This window comes from Acinetobacter sp. TSRC1-2 (genome assembly GCF_049895885.1).
In the GTDB taxonomy this organism is placed as follows: Bacteria; Pseudomonadota; Gammaproteobacteria; order Pseudomonadales; family Moraxellaceae; genus Acinetobacter.
Window position 1 is genome coordinate 1 of the sequence record NZ_JAFCTF010000019.1, and the last position, 17,968, is coordinate 17,968.

Below are 17,968 nucleotides of genomic sequence, written 5' to 3' on the forward strand. Positions count from 1 at the left end.
TGTGCTTGACTCTTGTGGTTAAAAACAGGACATTTTAAATGGTTTATCGCATAGACATTTTAATTGGTGAATAACATATTTAAATTAAGCATTTGATATACAAAGGCTTTATATTAGTTAAGCAAGTGTTTTAGCTGGTACTTGTGGCAACTGAACATCCATAACCACGTATTTGATGGACTTACCAGTTGTGACCATATCGAAAGTAATATCGGCAGTAATTGGAAAGTCTTTTTGTTTGAATTGACGCAACAATGCAATGTTTGAAGAATCCTGCCAGTTGAAAGTCTCACAACCGTTACCGATTGCTGTACCTTGTGAAAGATCCATTGGAATCTCACAATAAAGCGCAACATGATCGTAATGACGGTTTGAACCGTCATCAGGTTTGAAATCAACAGCCTTAGCACCTAAGATTTTTACTTTAGACGTATGCATTACATTCTCCGAGCAGTAATAAGCACATGATCCAGACGCTTTGGATATGCAAGCGGATAGACCACTATAATTTCTTTGATTAAGTGCTATTAAAGAAGTTATAAAATTAATATTTTTCTATTTTTCTATTTTTCTATTTTTCTATTTTTCTATTTTTCTATTTTTCTTAGTTCTTTCATACGTTCTTGTACTTTTTTAGGTACAAGATGCTTTGTATAATAATCTGTTTCCCAGAATTCCTCGTGGGATAACCCACCTCTCATTAATTCACTTAATTTTTTCAATGGCTTATCAATTTCAAGATAATCCACTTCACTCCAATAAAAACCCATAAAAAAGAATGAATATAACTAGGGTCTGTCATCAATTAGGTTGATAAAATCTGACGATTCCTTATTATCATTTTTATGACGAAACGTTATGCATTACGAGATGATCAATGGGAACAGATTAAAGATCTGTTACCTGGACGGAAAGGCACTGTTGGAGTAACTGCAAAAGACAACCGATTATTTGTTGAAGCAGTACTTTATCGGTACCGTTCAGGTATCCCATGGCGAGACTTACCAGAACGCTTTGGTGATTTTAGAGTCATACATACTCGTTTTAGCCGTTGGGCTAAAACAGGTGTGTGGCAGAGAGTTTTTGAAGTACTATCACATGATAGTGATAATGAATATGCCATGCTGGACTCAACCATTGTGCGTGCTCATCCACACAGTGCTGGAAAAAAAAGATCAGGCAATCGGACGTAGTAAAGGTAGCTTAAGCACCAAAATTCATGCCCGTACTGATGCTTTAGGCAATTCTACAGGATTCCATCTCACTGCTGGACAGACCCATGACTTAAGTGGTGCTGATGTGCTACTGGACTTATCCATAAGCCAAACTTGGCTTATGGATAAAGCTTACAATTCTCAGGATCGGGTGATCGATCCGATTCATAAAGACAATGGTCAAGTTGTGATGCCGTCCAAAAGTAATGCGATTGAGCAGCGTGCTTATGACCATCATCTTTATAAGGCCAGACATTTAATCGAGAACTTCTTTGCCAAGCTCAAGCAGTATCGAGGTATTGCAACGCGCTATGACAAATTGGCTCAGAACTTCTTGTCAGCAATCTATCTTGCTTCAACTATAATTTGGCTTAATTGATGACACGCCCTAGATAAAGCAAATGGTTGATCGATTTCTCTCTGAATTGCGACATCATAAACAGGTCGATATACTTTTATTATTGGGTCAATAAGACTTTCATTCCATTCAATAGAGTCTAGAATTGCTTGCTCACCCATTCAGGTCTATAGAGAGCGGCAGTTTCCCTAACTTTCCTCTCAGATTTCCAATATAATAAAGCCTGCATAAATTCTTCAGCCGCTATTTTAATTGCCTCTTGATCTAACACTATAGGTTTGGTTTTTAAAATGTCTAAGATCTTTCTAACGTTTCTTAGTTCCTTCTTCCAATATTAATCTCTCTCGGCGTAATTGGTAATTCAATACTATTCTAAACACCAAATATATTGCTGCAAAAACCAGTACGACAATAACTGCAAACCAGATCCGAATCATTTTATTTCACCTTAATCTGTATGCCTGTTGACTTTGGTGTTGTCCATAAGTTCCGATTCGGAACTATCGTCTGATTTGACCCACACCAATCGAATTAGGAGTTGTGACTGATAAGGGGCCTACTTGGATAAAATAACTGGTAGACCACGAACAGGAATGGGTGGTCGACTTATTCAGTAATATGCAGGCTAACTCATAAGAAGATTCAGGAAAAGGTTTAAGAAATTCAACTTTAGGTGGATCAACATTTTGTATCTCTGAACAACTTACTAAGAAGTAATTTAATCATATCCATACTGCTTGATGAGTATCAGAACAATGGTATTGTTGATGAGTGATGAGTGATGAGTGATGAGTGATGAGTGATGAGTGATGAGTGATGAGTGATGAGTGATGAGTGATGAGTGATGAGTGATGAGTGATGAGTGATGAGTGATGAGTGATGAGTTCAAAGAAAAAACTCTGAAAAAGTTTGATAAATTTAGTTGTAATAAAAGTGATTGTAAATAAATAATCTATTGCACTTGAGCTACTTACTTGTCCATATTTATAGATCTAATTTAGTGAAAATCTGTTGTACTGAATCATGGAAATGTGAATAGGCTTGCTGCCATGTTATCTGTTCACCCCCGAATACCATAGGAACGACAAAATTATTAAACCTGGCTTTATATAGTGGGTTACGACTTAATTCATTTAAACCAAATAACAATTCAGCAATTGGGTCTTCAACCATAAGAGTATGCTGACCACCATAACGCTCAATATCAGTTTTTATAACTTTAGTAGCTAAGTGCCCTAAATAAACAAAATCTTGTGGTTTACCATAGGTAATTTTAAAGTAGTCATACACATGTCGAACTAATGATTCATCATCAGCTCTTTCAGCATTTCTAGCCAAGGCTGCTGTGCGCCTTAAAATTGCTATCAACTTCTCGATACTGGTACTGATAATTGTGACGGAGGGAAAAGCATCGACGGGCTTCCCTTCTTTAGCCAAGTCATACATAAACGAAGTGATATTTCTAGATTCAAAAGGCTCAAGCAAGTCTGTTTCAACTAATTCCAATTTAATGAATGGTCGTAAACAGGGAGCTTGATTGAAATGCTGAGGATATCGAATTAATAATTCGATATAACGATATTCATCCCAAACAACTGGTTCCTCTTCAATGTTAAAGAGATCAGATTGAGAAATTTTGTCTTGGACTTGATGAAGCAATTGTTTACGTACAACTTTAGCTTTAGAGCGACTTAATCCAATATCCGGTTTGGGAACTATTTTAATATCAACATCTTCGGACATCCTATTTAACTGAATATTTGCTTTAGCTAAAGAAGTTCCCCCAGCAAAAACCAAATCATGCGTTTCAAATTCTAGAGGCTGTAATAGTCTCAATAACTCGACAACATAGTAATCTTTTTCAACAATAGAAGTTGCACCAATGCCCAGCGCGTCAGCGACATCTGCAAACAGATTTCTTAGATCAGGCATTAATTTGGCTGCGACCTACAGACAATTGGCGTGTAAAACGACGCGGAGTTTTAATTTGAGTAAAGGCTGGAATCTGGGTGGATTGACCAGATAAATATTTTTCCGTAGCCTCACCTAACGTAACCTGCACATCCAATCTTTTTAATGCCTCTAAAATTACTGCATCCGCGCCTTCTGGACAGGCTGGCATTACTTTACCCGTAATGTGATTTTTTCTTGCTTTGGTATAAATACCATAACCCACTTTGATTAGCTCACCTTCTTGAACTAAGTTTCGCAGAACTCTTCCAATTTGGTCATAATTCGCAATGTCATTAAAATCATCACGCATAAAAACATAACGTTTTGAGCGTTTGATGCGCATTTGCATTTTGGCTTTAATTGTCATCGCATCTCCCTTCTACATCAGTTTTCAGATACCTTTAAACTAGCAAAAATACAACATTTTGTCGAGCAAAAATACGACATTATAATGGCTGAGAATATGGATAAATGTCAGGTGAAATAAGATTTGTCATTTGCGATGCATAGTTTGTGATTGAACGACACATAGTTTCACATAATCCGTATTCTGTTCTATCAACCGCGTTTCATCTTCACATTCTATTCACGACACCCTGTCTAAAGTAGCAAAATAAGATTGAAGATGGACAGAATGATGAAACACGCTAAAAAAATGATAGCAGCAGCCCTTACGCTGCCATTGCTGTATATATCAGGCTGCAAAAGTATTCCCAGCTATTCCTCAGAGTACAGTCAGGCTCGCACCAGCATCCAAGGTATAAAACTCGATGATGCCAAAGCCCTAGAGATTGGGACGCGATTTACCTCTACCTTTAATACTCTGGGTACGCCAGAATTTGTAGAAAAAGCCAGTTCTCTGTATGCAGACCAGCTGTTTATTAATGATACTTTGTCACAATTTTCATCGCGTAGTGACTTGGTTGAGCACTTCAAAGGTATGAATAAACGCGTTAGCAATGTCACCGTGAAGCTATTAAATACGTCTTATTATCATGATTCTGCCTATGTGCATTGGCATATGGCCTATGATTTTAAAATGTTTGGCAGCACACGTTCTATGGCCTCTTATGGTATTAGTGAAATAAAGGTTAATGACAACAATAAAATTGTTTTCCAGCAAGACTTCTGGGATCCGGCAAATGGCCTATACCGTGCATTGCCTTATGTAGGAGGTGCATATTCATGGGTACTGCCATTCAAAAAATCACCTTAAGTTTGAGCGTGTTAATGACATGTGTGATTAGTCCATTGGCTTCTGCCAATAAACTGCTGAAATGTAGTACAGGCGAACTACTGGTCGGACAAAAGCAGGTCGGCACAGCCAACTATTATGCGGAAAACTGTGCCCAAACATGGCAAGGCCAAAGCATGCAAATGGATTTTGCCTATAGTCAAAATATTCCGGAATGGGCGTTTAAACGTGCAGCAACACATTTTTTAAAAAAGAACATCAATGGCTATAATGAAAGCTCGGCTTTGCATCAAGTGACGGCGTTATATCGTCCAGTCAAAAAAGGCGACTTTTATCGTCTCAGTTATGTGCATTCGAGCAAAACATTAATACTTTCCCTGAATCAGCGAGTGCTCGGGCGTATTCAAGATGCTCAAGCCCAGCAATATTTTAATATTTGGCTCGGTAACGTTCCATTTAGTGCTAAGTTGAAGCAACAACTGTTAAATTAATTTAAGAAGCCATGGTTATGTCTAAACATTTTGTGCTTATGGTTGAAGATCACTATGAACTTGCCTCTACCTTGTGCGAGTTCCTGGAAGAGCATGACTTCGTGGTCGATCATGCCCGGAATTTAGATGCCGCACGTCATTTACTTAAGCAGCGTCCCTATCATGTGCTGCTTCTGGACATTAATCTGCCGGATGGCTCGGGTTATGAGCTGTGCGAGTGGCTACGTAACCAGCAAGGCATGGATATTCCAGTACTGATGCTGACCGCACGCGATACTTTGGATGACAAACTCAAAGGCTTTAAATCAGGCACAGATGATTATTTAGTTAAGCCTTTTGACTTTAATGAATTGGTGATGCGCGTCCAAGCCTTAATTAAACGCTCACTCGGCGAAGTATCAAATAGTCAGATCAAAATTCATGATTTGATTTTAGATCCTGCACGTCAGCATTTAAGCCGTTCCGGTCAAACCATTGAACTGCCCCCGATTCAGTTTAAACTACTCAAACTTCTGATGCGTAATTCCCCCAAAGTCATGACCAAACAGGAAATCATGATGGAGCTTTGGGGCGATGAAGAGCCTGAAAGTGATGCGCTGCGCAGTCATATTTATAACTTACGCAAAACAGTCGACAAACCGTTTGAACAAAAACTCATTCATACGGTTTCCGGTGTGGGCCTCAAAGTCTCATTAGAACCTTAGCAGCCCTAATTCAAATAGACGACCACAATTAAACCTGTGGTCGGACTTAAATTCACATCCTGATGGGTGCTGATATAGTACTGACGGTCAAATAATTCCACACGCCAGCCCAATTGCGTACAGAGCTTTTGCACCAATTGCAGGCCAATACCATGCCCTTTCACCTGCAGTTGTAACTGACGATTTGAGAGCTCTTGTACTTTGGCATCGTTGGGTAAATGAATCCCGATACCATTATCCGCAATGAGTACCTTATTTTTTTGTAAAACTACATCAATTTCGGAACCTTGAGAATAGTTCAATGCATTACGTAAAATATTACTAAATACCATTTTGGTCATCGATGGATAGATTTTACGGACCTGCTCATCCAGGTCTTTTTGCAAATCAATTTGTATACCTTTGGCATGGCTGACAGGGTTTAAATCTTGCACCAGTTCATCCAGCAGATTCGACAACATGGTATTTTCATCGGTTAAGGTATTGGTGGTGTTACGTGCGATGGCCAATAAGGTGTCGACCAAAAGCTGCATGTCTTCGATGGTATTTTGCAAGCGGGTAAAGGATTTATTGTCACCATAACGGGTCTGACACAGCTGTACATTGCCTTTTAAGATGGTTAATGGCGTTCTGAGCTCATGACTGACATCACCGGTAAACTCACGTTCACGGTTAATAAATTCACTCAATACCTGATGATATTTTTCCAGCGCCTGTTTAAGATACTCTGCTTCCATATTGGCATCGGTGCTAATGTCCTGAAACGGCGAAGCTTCTTTGCTCTGATGTTCCCAGTCAATATTTTCCAGTGCATTGGCCAGACGAGTAATCGGAGAAAAATAGCGCCGCGCACGACGGTTCCACCACCACAGCAGGCTGTACAAGACAAATAGACTCACCATTAAGGGGGCAAGTCCAAACAGCCAGATCAGTTTATTGACATTACTCTCACCAAAAACCAGAAACACATGCTGTCCATTGCGCTCGCCATAGACTGTCATACGCTCCTTGCCATCGATAAAATGACGACTTACGCCTTCATGCAGTTGCATATTTTGCAATTTCGCGGGTGCTTTGCTATCCCAGCGATAGCCATACAGGTTCTTGGTATCGGGAAGCTCTGCATTTGGATCACGCTCCAAACGTTCCCAATAATGTGACATTTCCTGTTCGAGTGCGGTTTTCAGTAAAGTGCCCTTAATGACCCAGGCACTACAGCCAATGCCAATCACGACTGACATGGCGATTAGACCGATTTGCAACCAATAATAACGATTAAATACCTCACCTAAGGGATGAGCACGTTTGTCTCGAAACAGCTTAAACATAAACTCATCTCTTACTTGATCTTTAATTTAAACGCTATGAAAGTATTATAGAACTTTCTTGTTAAACAAGAAGTGTCCAATGACCCACTCTTGGCCTTTTTCATAGCCAAATAATTCAGCACAAGCCATAAAGAAAATCCGCCAGCGTTGCCACCAGGCAGCCGCGTCTTTACCATAAGTTTTTTCAAATACAGGTTTTAGCGTATTTACGTTGCAGTCCATATTTTCAAGCCAGGCATTTGCAGTACGCTCATAAGCGGTACCTGACCATTGCCAATGCTGTTCTAATTGTAAATGATCCTGAAAATGCAAGAATGTCGATGCCGCCGGCATTAACCCGCCACTGAAGAAATACTTCGACATCCAGTCAAACTCATTCTTGACGTCGAATGGATAATGCAGGAAACGATGACAGAAAATATGACACCACAGTAAGCCCTCTGGCTTTAGCCATGTGCTAATTTTCTCAAACAGCTTCTGATAGTTACGCACATGCTCGAACATTTCAACAGAAACCACCCGGTCAAAAGATTCAGCGGCCAACTCAAGTACATTTACATCACAGGTGATCACATTCAGATTATCAAACTGTTTTAACCGTGCCTGTTCCTGAATGTATGCGCGTTGTGTGGCCGAGTTAGACACGACAGTAATATTTGCGTTTGGATAGTGCTCTGCCATCCACAGACTCAAGGAGCCCCAGCCACAACCAATTTCAAGAATATCCTGCCCATCTTGTAATTGAGCCCGCTCACAATAGCTTGCCAGAGCCAATTCTTCAGCTTGATCAAGCGTGGTTTTATTGCTGTTAAATAAACTTGCGCTATATTTTAAACGCTTCCCGAGTACCGCCTGAAAGAATTCGGTCGGTAGCTCATAATGCTGCTCATTGGCTTTGTCGGTTTCAATTGCAATGTCACTGTGTTTAAGCATCTGCAACACATCCATATAGCGCTGTGCCGCCAGAGCTGGATCAAAACGCCCTTCTTGTGCCAAGCGTTTTTTACTTAAATGGCGGATCGCTGCTCGAATCGCCTGATCGGGCACTTTGCCACTTTCAATCAGTTTTAAGGTGGGTTGAATAATAAAATCCATCTGTGTACCTACTTTTTGGGTTGCCACGGAATAAAAATTGAGGTTCGTCTTTGATAATCTTTGTAGTTGTCGCCACGGTGCGCTAGGGCCTGTTGTTCACTAAATGGGATACCGGTGATGTAGTACAAAAACAGCCACATCAAAATTGGATAAACCCAAAGTCCATACAGTCCTGCTGCTAAACCTAATATTGGATAGGCAAACCAGTGTAGCCATTCAAAAAAATAATTAGGATGGCGTGAATATTTCCATAAACCCTGATCCATTGTTTTACCTTGATTATGTGGATCAAGCTTAAAACGATACAGTTGCTGGTCGGCAGTCGTCTCACCGATCAATGCGACCAGCATGATCATCGCAGCCAGAATAACGGCAGCGACTGTCCATCCATTCCACTGCTGTGCTGGAATACTCAGCAGTTCCAGCATGGGATAGGAAAACAGCAACACTAAACCTGCCTGAAAGATGAAAAATGCCAAAAACCCCAAATGCTGATAATCTCCCATAGCCCGGCGCATATTGGCATAACGGGTATCTTCCTTGGTTTCATTGGCATAACGACGCAGCAGATGCCAGCTCAGTCTTAAAAACCAGATACCACTTGCCAGTCCCAGAAACACCCGTACCAGCACAGGGGCCTCTTCCACTACCCAAGCCGCTACAATCACATTCAGTGCAATACTAAAGCTCCAGCTAACGTCGACCAGTCCCGCACGCTTGTTATAGGTGACCAGTATCCAGCTGCATAGCATAATAAAAATATTGACTAAAAATAAATTAAGCAGCATCTCAGTATCCCCCTATTTTATTGGTACTCAGTAAGCACTGGCTTCAAACAGCAGGTGTACATCACTGATGACACCTTCTCTAAAGCCACCTTCGCAATAACACAGGTAAAAATCCCACATGCGTATAAATTTTTCATCGAAGCCAAGTTGCAATACTTCATCCCGCTGTGCCAGAAAACGCTGACGCCAGCAACTCAAGGTGTCTGCATAGCTTTGCCCAATATCATCAAGCTGCTTTAGACGCAGTTTTTGTGCTGATGCCACCTGAGTCATCACACTGATACACGGAATAAAACTTCCCGGGAAAATATAACGCTTAATATAGTCGATGGTATTTAGGGATTTTTCATAACGTGCATCTTCAATGGTAATCGCTTGAATTAGTGCCAAACCATTCGGTTTCAACAGCTGACGGCATTTATTAAAATAGGTCGGTAAATACTGTTCGCCCACGGCTTCAATCATTTCAATCGAGACCAGTTTGTCGTATTTACCTTCTAGCAGCCGATAATCTTTCAGCTGTACATCGACCCGATGCGACAGTCCCGATGCTATCACCCGGGCCACAGCTTCTTCATACTGGGCCTTGGATATGGTGATGGTGGTGACTTTACAGCCATAATGCTGGGCTGCATAAATGGCAAAACCACCCCAGCCACTGCCGATTTCAACCAGATGATCCATCGGCTGAAGCTGCAGTTTCTGGCAGATCAACTCTTTTTTATAGTCTGATGCTTGTTCCAGGCTCATGCTTGGCTCTTTAAACACGGCACTTGAATACATCATGCTGGAATCGAGGAACAGCTTAAAAAATTCATTGCTCAGGTCATAATGCTCGGCAATGTTTTTACGGCTGCCATCAATTGAATTCTTACGTGATTTATACCAAGTCTTTAAAAAGAACTGGCTGGCCTTAACCACAGCATTCTGATTCATTCGGTCCAGCACATCGCGGTTGCGCGCCAAAATCTGGATCACCTTGACCAGATCATCACTGCTCCAGTAACCCAGAATAAAGCCTTCCGCTGCACCCAGAACCCCATTTCTGAACAGTAAATCCATGAGACGTGTGTCATGTACCTGAATCACTGCATGTAAGTCACTGCTTTCCCCCACTATTCCGTTCCAGACCCCTTTAAAGATCAGCTGACCATGCTGCAATTTCAGTAAATGCCGCAGTACCACAGGTAGTGTGCTCAGCTCTCCCATTAACAATGTTTTCATAGCAATGTATTTCCTTTATCTTTTTTAGGATTTGGGTAAAACGGAATTTTTTTCTTCCATAAACGAAAGGCATTAAGATAGATTCCCATGACCATCTTGAAGGGTTCGAAGACTTTAAACACAGCATAACGATGCTGCTGTGAAGGATTTGTGATGCTCTGCAGGCTAAAATTTATGGTCGCATCAAATTGCAGTACATTTTGCTCAAATAACTGCATATGGATCACATTCTGCTGATCGGAAAAGCTGAAGCGCCAGCGGTAATCCAACGCCATTGGCATAAACGGCGATACATGAAAGGCTTTTTGAAAGTCGAACTGATGCGTCCGATATGGTGCATGTACCACTGCATTTTTCCTGCAATCATGGATATAGACTTTACGTTCATTCCACGGTGTATTGGTAATTTCACTGAGCACAAACAGGGGCTGCTCGGTCGCATCAAAGACCAGGTAAAACACCACCGAATTAAAACGAAAACCGAGTGTGCGCGGTAAAGCTAAGACCCGTATTGCATCGGCATGGGTTAATCGATAGTTTTCTTGTTTGATCAGCAGACGGGAAATTTTCTGCCGAATCGAGCCACATTCCATGTCCAGAAAATCCCGCTCATCCAGAGTCAGAAAATTCCAGCGGCTAGAGGACCAGAGCCAGGATTTTTGGGAAAATGTTTTAATTTGATCGGGATCAAACCATAAGTAAGTCAGTTGTGCGCTAAACTCATGCGATTTGGGTAAATAACGGCGATGGCGAATCTGTGCAGAAGCAACAGCCAGTGGATACATACGCATCTGACTCTCCTAAGCGGCTTGGCCAGCCTTTTTTAGCAAATGATCCACCACCCATGAGGCACTGCGAGCCCCATCTTCATGGAAGCCCCATCCCCAGTAAGCACCGCAGTAGGAGGTGCGATTTTGACCATTCACCTCGGCCCAATGGCTTTGCGCCTCAATGGCTTTAGCATCAAATACCGGATGACGGTAATGTCGTTCTACCCATATCTTTTTCGGATCAATGGCAAAATTTGGATTGAGTGTGGCCAAGATTTGAGTGTTGCAGTTGAGGTTTTGTAGCTTGTTCATCCAGTAACTAAAGCCATAATGAACACCACTATTTTGGAACGGCGTGTGCTCGGATGCCTGACTCGAGGTGACGTGTACATGCCAGCTTGCCCACTGATGCATGGATTTTGGCATAATGCTGATATCCGAGTGCACCACCATACGGTTAGCCTGATAACGAAAATTACCTAATACCTCCTGTTCCCGTGTGGAAGGGTCTTTGAGTAACTTCAGGCTATCATCGGCATGGCTGGCAAAGACCACCCAGTCAAAGCGTTCAGTGCCCTGTTTGGTTTCAATCAAGATATCATTTGCGGTACGTGATACAGATTCAACCCCGATCTTTCGGAAGCTAATGTGGTTGGCCTGCCTCTGGATCGCACGGACATAGCATGCTGAACCGCCTTTCACGGTTTGCCATAATGGACGGTCCTTGAGTTGCAACATGCGATGATGCTGAAAAAAACTCACCACAAATTTATACGGAATCTGCCCAGCCTGCTCGACCGGACAAGACCACAGCGCGCCGCACATCGGGTACAGATGCTCTTGACGAAAGGCCTCCGAATAAGCATGTTGATTTAAATATTCATCAATACTGAGCCCTGCGTCGATCTGTTCAACATTCAGATCCTTATTGGCTGCATAGAACCTGAACAGATCGGACAGCATCATGCGAAAGTCAGATTTCAGGAAGTTTTGTGGTCGTCGCAGTAAAGAGGATTTTTTGGAAGGATTGTATTGCAGCCCTGTGACCTGATTGTTGACGGAAAAGCCCATATCACTACTTTGTGAGGGTATGCCGAGCTCTTTCAGCATTGCACAAAACAATGGATAGTTATGTTCATTAAAGACAATAAAACCACTATCAACTGCGACTTGCTGCCCATCTATATTGAGCTGATGGGTATCGGTATGCCCACCAAAATAATTGTTCTTTTCAAATACGGTAACTTCATGCACTTTGCCCAGTTTCCACGCGGCATACAGCCCAGAAATACCTGAGCCAATAATTGCAATTTTCATTATGATTCCCCAGATTGAATATTTTGAGCGCCTTTTTTTGCTGTTTTTTTCTGTTTTCTGGCTTGCGCAATTTTGCTGACCTCATACACACGTGATGGAATCGGTTTCAAACCCCAGACCAGTCCGAACCAAGACATGATTTTTAAAATGTAATAGGTCACATCAATTTGCCACCAGTAGAAACCCTGACGGGTACTGCCGGCATAATAGTGATGATTGTTGTGCCAACCTTCACCTAAGGTAATAATAGACAAAAATAAATTATTGCGGCTTTGATCCTCTGTCTCGAAGTCACGGCTGCCATAGTGATGGGCCAGTGAATTAATACATAAGGTGGCATGCGTCAGTAAAACGGTGGATATCACAAACCCCCATACCAGCAGCTGTAGACCCGACGTGCCCAGTTGAGGATAGCTCATGGCAAGCCATTCTCCCAGTGCATAAATGCCACTTGCAGTGAGCAGTACCACAATTAGACTAAAACGGTCCAGCCAGATCAGTTCAGGGTATTTGAGCCAATCTTTAATCACTTCTTTACGGGTAGCAAAGTTATATTCATTCAGAAACCAGCCCACATGACTGTACCAAAACCCATGTGTGGATGAATGTGGGTCTTGGATGGTGTCGGTATAACGGTGATGATAACGGTGATGTGCTGCCCACCATAGCGGTCCACGCTGTGCACTCATCGTGCCGAGTAATACAAAAATAAATTGCATCACACGTGAAGTCTGAAAGGTCTTATGCGACAAGTAGCGATGAAAAAATGCAGTAATTGAAAACATGCGAATCAGATAAAAGACCAGCATAAAACCAATTGCGAACCAGGATACCCCAACCCAAAACCCCGCTAAGCAAGCAAGGTGCAACAGAATAAACGGCAAGATGCGAAGCCACTGGATTTGAGTATTTTCAGCCGTAATCGTTTCTGCCTGCCCAGGCATAGACCAACTATCAACCCATCGCATCAGACTGTTCAACATGGATTTATCCTAATTGCAAAATATTCTATTTTCTTTCAAGCAGTTTAATCGCATTGATATCAATTTTATGTGAAGCAGAATAAAAAAAGCCGAACTGTGAAAGGAGAGATTAGCAGTTCGGCAAAGGGCTTTCTTTAAGGTTAATGCGGCATTTTGACTAACTTGCTGATGTCATAGCCATACTGTTGTGCTGTTTGCAGATAAGATTGATAAGTTGCCTCCTCTATCTGAGGCTCACGAGACAAGATCCATAAGTATTTGTCGCTTGGCCCACCCACCAGTGCAACCTTATACTCAGGGTCAATGCGTAATACCCAATAATGACCTTTAGTAAATGGCAACCATCTTAGGCCTTTAGGTAAAAAGCTCACCTTAAGTTTACTATTGCCTTCATTCTGCGGATAGGCAACACCTTCGGAACGGATCATTTCACCGTTTGCAGTACGGCAGCTATTTAAAACACCCATCGTTTTATCAGCGTTTACACTGTATTGAGCTGCAATATCGGCAACACACTTACGTTGAAAATACATCGGTAAATGTGCAATTTCATACCACTTACCTGCATACTGTTGAATATCGACTTTATCTACCGCTTGGGGTGCAGTCGTTTCCGCCTGAGCAGTGACAGATAAGTTTAAGCTGATGATCGCCAGTGCCGTACCCGCAATTGACTTTAATAGAGTATTCATTTTTAAGCCTTAATTGATTCTGTCATTAAGATAGTGCAACTGAAGTGAAAAAAGTGTGAAGAGCAGAGCGTAAAATTCAGAAGGTCGGATTAAAGCTTACTGAGCATCACTCAGTTCATTCTCCTGTATTTGAATTTCGAATGTTGCCGGCATGATATTCAGCTTTAAATGCGATTATCAGGTTGCTCGGAACAGGTCATGGCTGGATGCCCGATATTGAATGTTTTTGACCTGAAGCCCCTTTCTCCAGAGTTTCACGACGCATAACTTCCCAAACGTTTCGCCCACCTCCACCAACCCGACAATTAGACTGTATATTTGGGTTGTATTGCGGGCATTTTCGCCAGTGAACTTCCTCCGTCCCGCGGGTAATGATGGTAATGACCCAGGGATTAACTCTTGGATACCGAGTGTAAACCCCCCGTTAATTAGCCGTTTTATCGAACTAAAGAGTGTCTACAAAATCGGTGGTATTCACAGCGCTTAAAATATTAAAGTGCGCAGAGCTCGAACTTTATAAGATTAGCCCTGCGCTATAATTGGTTTAATTTCCACGATAGGTTGAGTAACCATAAGGACTCAACAGGAGTGGAATATGGTAATGTTTGACTGAACCATCGACTTGAAAAATAACAGGCACTTCAGGAAAGAAAGTCTTTTGGTTATTTTGCTTAAACCAGTCGCCTGTTTTAAACGTGACTTTATATAGGGCTGTATTGAAGGGCTTATTTTCTGGAAATAATGCGGTGATACGACCCTGTTGATTGGTTTTAGCTTCTGAAATCTGAACCCATTGACCATTTTTCTGTTCTTCCAAAGTGACTTTCACATCGGAGGATGGCAAACCATTTTCTAAGTTCAGGACGTGCACACTCAAAGGGTTTTGAGCCATTGCCCAACTTGAAATAAATAAACTACCGGCAAATAAAACTGACTTTTTCATATAAATTGACTCCAACAAATAGTAATAGTGTTAATTGATTTAAAGGGTATTTAAGGTTGTTTCTATGCCTTTTTTCGCACATTGATGATCTTGAACTGAGCCACCGGCACCTGCGACACCGACTGCACCTAAAAGCTGATTTTTATAAACAACCGGCACGCCCCCGCCGAGCAAGAGCAATTCGGGTAGACTGTTCAAGTTCTGCGCATCCGGGTTTTTCTGCGCATTACGCATAAAATCCAGGCTATTGGTTTTGGTCGAATACGCCGTAAATGCCTTACGTTGTGCCGCAATCAAGTTATGAATGCCAACAGACTCATGACGTTGACTAATCAGTACATTGCCACCCTGATCGAGCACAACCACAGCAGCAGGTTTCGCCTCCAACTGACAAGCATGCATGACATTTTTAGCCATCAATTGTGCAGTTTCGAGTGGCATGATGTAGCCTGTTTTTAAATCGGCATGTGCAAAAGCGTTCATTAAAAATGAGACACTCAGTACAGCGAGAGACTTTTTTATAAAGAAAGAGTTCATTGTGGCAATGTGTTTCAATTGATCTTGGACATATCTTAGAAAGAAATGATGCAACTCGGCATGACAATCAGATTACCGATTTGTAATCTAAATCTGTTTAAAAGAAGATAAACTACTGAGATGCATATCTTAATTATTGAAGATGAAGTCAAAATTGCTGACTATCTGGCAAAGGGACTGAATGAATCGGGGTACAGCACCGCTATCGCAAGAAATGGGGTTGAAGCCCTATCGTCTTTACAACAACAGAAGTTTGACCTTGCCTTACTGGATGTGATGTTGCCTGACCTTGATGGATGGCAGGTATTACAAACCCTCAGAACCTTTAGTCAAATTCCTGTACTCATGCTCACGGCACGTGATCATGTGCTGGATCGCGTCAAAGGGTTTGAGCTTGGTGCAGATGACTATCTCAGCAAACCTTTTTCTTATATTGAATTACTGGCAAGGATCAAAAGTCTACTGCGTCGTGTCCCACGAATGGAACAAGAGGCTTATCAAGTGTCTAATTTGGTATTGAACCGTTTAAAACATGAAGTGCAGCGTGATGGACAAAAAATTGAGCTGAGTCAGAAAGAATTTGCGCTATTGCAACTGTTGATGGAGCATCAAGGTCAAGTCATGACCCGCAGTCAAATTGCATCCATGGTATGGAATATTAATTTTAATACAGATACCAATGTAGTAGACGTTGCTATTCGCAGACTACGCAGCAAAATTGATGATCATTTTAGTCCCAGACTGATTCATACGGTACGTGGTATGGGATATAAACTTGATGAGCTGCCATGAAAAAAACCATCCGATTAAACCTAACCACCCTATTAAGTATCGCTTTTTGTCTGGTCTCCTGCGTGGTATTTTGCAGCGTTGCCCTATTGTCCTATCACAATATGAAAAACATGATCCAAACCCAGCAGGATCAGGCATTAGCAGCACGGATTGAACGGATTGAAATTTTTCTGGAAGATGCACAAAGTTTTGAGCTATTGGTCAAACATCCTAAGCTCTACGAAAACATGCTAGGGCAAGAAGACAACTTACTTCTTTTACGAAATCAAAATGGCAAACTCATTCAAATCAATCCATTAAAAGTGCATATTCCCGACTTAGCATTTTCATCTTCACTCCAGTTTCAAGATAATCAAGCAAATAATCCTTCGACACGACTAGCCTTCAAGCAATTAGAATTCAATGCTGATCGTTATCAACTGATTGCTGGTAAACAACTGGCTGAAGGGCAAAATGTCCTTGCTGAATATCGGTCAAAACTGGCTTTATACAGCGTTCTCGGGATTTTATGCTCGACACTGATGGCCTGGCTTGCCGGCCGCTATATTCTAAATTCGATGCGAAAACTGATACATGCTACGACAAAAATCGGTGTAACGCAGTCTAATCAACGTATTGAAATTCAAAGTAACACACTTGAAGTACATGAACTCAGTCAAGCCATGAATGCGATGCTGGCAAGAATTCAATCTGCTTATCAGCAACTGGCACGTTTTTCTGAAGACATTTCCCATGAACTGAGAACGCCATTAAACAATTTGATGGGACAAACACAAATTCTACTTTCACGGCCACGAGAGCTGCATGAATTAGAAAATGTGCTGTACTCAAATTTAGAAGAGTATGAGCGTCTGAACCAAATGATCGAAAGTATGTTGTTCATTGCTCGCGTAGAACATGGTGATTATGTGGTTGAAAAACAATGCTTCAATGTATATTACATGCTGCAAGGCTTAGTTGAATACTTCAGTTTTCTCGCTGATGAAAGAAACATTCATTTTAAACTTGAAGTTGCACCAGAGTTGGAACTGATTGCAAATCAATTATTAATAGAACGTGCACTGGCAAATCTACTCAGTAATTCAATTGCACATGGTGAAGCGAATAGTGAAATTATGCTACGAGCCAAAGAATTAAACCACATGATTCGAATTGAAGTTCTGACGCCCAAAGTATGGATTGCAGAACAACATCTGTCCCATTTGTTTGAACGCTTTTATCAAGTCGATGATAGCCGGCATGAAAAAGCACACACGGGTGGATTAGGACTAGCTATTGTCAACTCTATTATGCAATTACATGGTGGGCAAGCAAGCGCTGAAAATACTGAAGATGGGATCGTATTCAGTCTGTCATTACCTGAAAAGAAAAGATAGCTCAAATATGAACCGCCCTCTTTTATTTCAAAAATATTTAAATCTTATATTTAATTAATCTCTTATTGAGAATATTTTTTATACATCGGGACCACCAAACTAGGCTCTGTTGACATTTGCTGTGCAACAAATAGCGAGAAAGTAAAATTCAATCGCCAAACTAAATTTACTTTTCGCTATGTATCGCCCCATGCTGACTGGTCAAAGC

Annotated in this window: 19 protein-coding genes and 2 pseudogenes; 6 read left to right on the forward strand and 15 right to left on the reverse strand. The window is 41.5% G+C overall.

Going from position 1 to position 17,968, the window contains the following annotated elements; translation table 11 throughout:
• Positions 1-117 precede the first annotated feature (117 nt).
• Complete coding sequence (locus tag ACP69Y_RS15485) at positions 118-438, reverse strand: hypothetical protein (RefSeq protein WP_425919354.1); 321 nt, start codon at positions 436-438, stop codon at positions 118-120.
• Positions 439-587: 149 nt separating this feature from the next.
• Positions 588-749: a hypothetical protein gene (locus ACP69Y_RS15490; protein WP_425919355.1), complete on the reverse strand. Its 162-nt coding sequence runs from the start codon at positions 747-749 to the stop codon at positions 588-590.
• Between the two features lie 96 nt (positions 750-845).
• Between ACP69Y_RS15490 and ACP69Y_RS15495 the strand changes: the two are divergent.
• Positions 846-1,593, forward strand: a pseudogene (locus ACP69Y_RS15495) (IS5 family transposase).
• A 963-nt stretch (positions 1,594-2,556) separates the two neighbouring features.
• Here the strand turns inward: ACP69Y_RS15495 and ACP69Y_RS15500 are convergent.
• Positions 2,557-3,504, reverse strand: coding sequence for a nucleotidyl transferase AbiEii/AbiGii toxin family protein (locus ACP69Y_RS15500; RefSeq protein WP_425919356.1), 948 nt, complete (start codon positions 3,502-3,504; stop codon positions 2,557-2,559).
• The gene (locus tag ACP69Y_RS15505) at positions 3,497-3,892 is read right to left on the reverse strand and encodes a DUF6088 family protein (protein ID WP_425919357.1); all 396 of its coding nucleotides are present in this window, start codon (positions 3,890-3,892) and stop codon (positions 3,497-3,499) included. The genes ACP69Y_RS15500 and ACP69Y_RS15505 overlap by 8 nt, the downstream gene beginning before the upstream one ends.
• Before the next feature lie 270 nt (positions 3,893-4,162).
• On the opposite strand from ACP69Y_RS15505, the gene ACP69Y_RS15510 reads away from it, so the two are divergent.
• The 3 genes from ACP69Y_RS15510 to ACP69Y_RS15520 are packed head-to-tail and all read left to right on the forward strand — an operon-like array spanning position 4,163 to position 5,915.
• Complete coding sequence (locus tag ACP69Y_RS15510; RefSeq protein WP_425919387.1) at positions 4,163-4,741, forward strand: nuclear transport factor 2 family protein; 579 nt, start codon at positions 4,163-4,165, stop codon at positions 4,739-4,741.
• Positions 4,711-5,211 carry a chalcone isomerase family protein gene (locus ACP69Y_RS15515; protein ID WP_425919358.1) on the forward strand — a complete coding sequence of 167 codons (501 nt, stop codon included), beginning with the start codon at positions 4,711-4,713 and terminating at the stop codon, positions 5,209-5,211. The genes ACP69Y_RS15510 and ACP69Y_RS15515 overlap by 31 nt, the downstream gene beginning before the upstream one ends.
• A gap of 17 nt (positions 5,212-5,228) precedes the next feature.
• Complete coding sequence (locus tag ACP69Y_RS15520) at positions 5,229-5,915, forward strand: response regulator transcription factor (protein WP_425919359.1); 687 nt, start codon at positions 5,229-5,231, stop codon at positions 5,913-5,915.
• Between the two features lie 5 nt (positions 5,916-5,920).
• Here the strand turns inward: ACP69Y_RS15520 and ACP69Y_RS15525 are convergent, their stop codons facing one another.
• The 11 genes and pseudogenes from ACP69Y_RS15525 to ACP69Y_RS15575 all read right to left on the reverse strand — a co-directional run bounded on the left by ACP69Y_RS15525 (position 5,921) and on the right by ACP69Y_RS15575 (position 15,538).
• Entirely contained in the window at positions 5,921-7,243 is a 1,323-nt protein-coding gene (locus ACP69Y_RS15525; RefSeq protein WP_425919360.1) for a sensor histidine kinase, read from the reverse strand.
• A gap of 45 nt (positions 7,244-7,288) precedes the next feature.
• A complete protein-coding gene (locus ACP69Y_RS15530) occupies positions 7,289-8,338 on the reverse strand; it encodes an SAM-dependent methyltransferase (protein ID WP_425919361.1) in 1,050 nt (349 codons plus the stop codon).
• Positions 8,339-8,346: 8 nt separating this feature from the next.
• Positions 8,347-9,126 carry a DUF1295 domain-containing protein gene (locus ACP69Y_RS15535; protein WP_425919362.1) on the reverse strand — a complete coding sequence of 260 codons (780 nt, stop codon included), beginning with the start codon at positions 9,124-9,126 and terminating at the stop codon, positions 8,347-8,349.
• A gap of 27 nt (positions 9,127-9,153) precedes the next feature.
• Positions 9,154-10,350, reverse strand: a complete 1,197-nt coding sequence (locus ACP69Y_RS15540; protein ID WP_131218380.1) for an SAM-dependent methyltransferase — start codon at positions 10,348-10,350, stop codon at positions 9,154-9,156.
• Positions 10,347-11,141, reverse strand: a complete 795-nt coding sequence (locus ACP69Y_RS15545; protein WP_425919363.1) for a DUF1365 domain-containing protein — start codon at positions 11,139-11,141, stop codon at positions 10,347-10,349. The genes ACP69Y_RS15540 and ACP69Y_RS15545 overlap by 4 nt, the downstream gene beginning before the upstream one ends.
• A 9-nt stretch (positions 11,142-11,150) precedes the next feature.
• Positions 11,151-12,437: an NAD(P)/FAD-dependent oxidoreductase gene (locus tag ACP69Y_RS15550; protein WP_425919364.1), complete on the reverse strand. Its 1,287-nt coding sequence runs from the start codon at positions 12,435-12,437 to the stop codon at positions 11,151-11,153.
• The gene (locus ACP69Y_RS15555) at positions 12,437-13,420 is read right to left on the reverse strand and encodes an acyl-CoA desaturase (protein ID WP_425919365.1); all 984 of its coding nucleotides are present in this window, start codon (positions 13,418-13,420) and stop codon (positions 12,437-12,439) included. Before ACP69Y_RS15555 ends, ACP69Y_RS15550 begins: the two co-directional genes overlap by 1 nt.
• Positions 13,421-13,560: 140 nt before the next feature.
• Positions 13,561-14,112: a lipocalin family protein gene (locus tag ACP69Y_RS15560; protein WP_425919366.1), complete on the reverse strand. Its 552-nt coding sequence runs from the start codon at positions 14,110-14,112 to the stop codon at positions 13,561-13,563.
• A gap of 99 nt (positions 14,113-14,211) precedes the next feature.
• Positions 14,212-14,527, reverse strand: a pseudogene (locus tag ACP69Y_RS15565) (NUDIX domain-containing protein); the annotation flags it as partial.
• Positions 14,528-14,656: 129 nt separating this feature from the next.
• Entirely contained in the window at positions 14,657-15,055 is a 399-nt protein-coding gene (gene uraH / locus ACP69Y_RS15570; RefSeq protein WP_425919367.1) for a hydroxyisourate hydrolase, read from the reverse strand.
• Between the two features lie 39 nt (positions 15,056-15,094).
• Positions 15,095-15,538, reverse strand: a complete 444-nt coding sequence (locus tag ACP69Y_RS15575) for a GlcG/HbpS family heme-binding protein (RefSeq protein WP_425919369.1) — start codon at positions 15,536-15,538, stop codon at positions 15,095-15,097.
• Positions 15,539-15,712: 174 nt separating this feature from the next.
• On the opposite strand from ACP69Y_RS15575, the gene ACP69Y_RS15580 reads away from it, so the two are divergent.
• Both ACP69Y_RS15580 and ACP69Y_RS15585 read left to right on the forward strand, forming a co-directional pair.
• Positions 15,713-16,384 (forward strand): heavy metal response regulator transcription factor, encoded by a 672-nt coding sequence (locus ACP69Y_RS15580; RefSeq protein WP_425919370.1) that lies wholly within the window; start codon positions 15,713-15,715, stop codon positions 16,382-16,384.
• Positions 16,381-17,760: a heavy metal sensor histidine kinase gene (locus tag ACP69Y_RS15585; protein WP_425919371.1), complete on the forward strand. Its 1,380-nt coding sequence runs from the start codon at positions 16,381-16,383 to the stop codon at positions 17,758-17,760. The genes ACP69Y_RS15580 and ACP69Y_RS15585 overlap by 4 nt, the downstream gene beginning before the upstream one ends.
• Positions 17,761-17,968 lie beyond the last annotated feature (208 nt).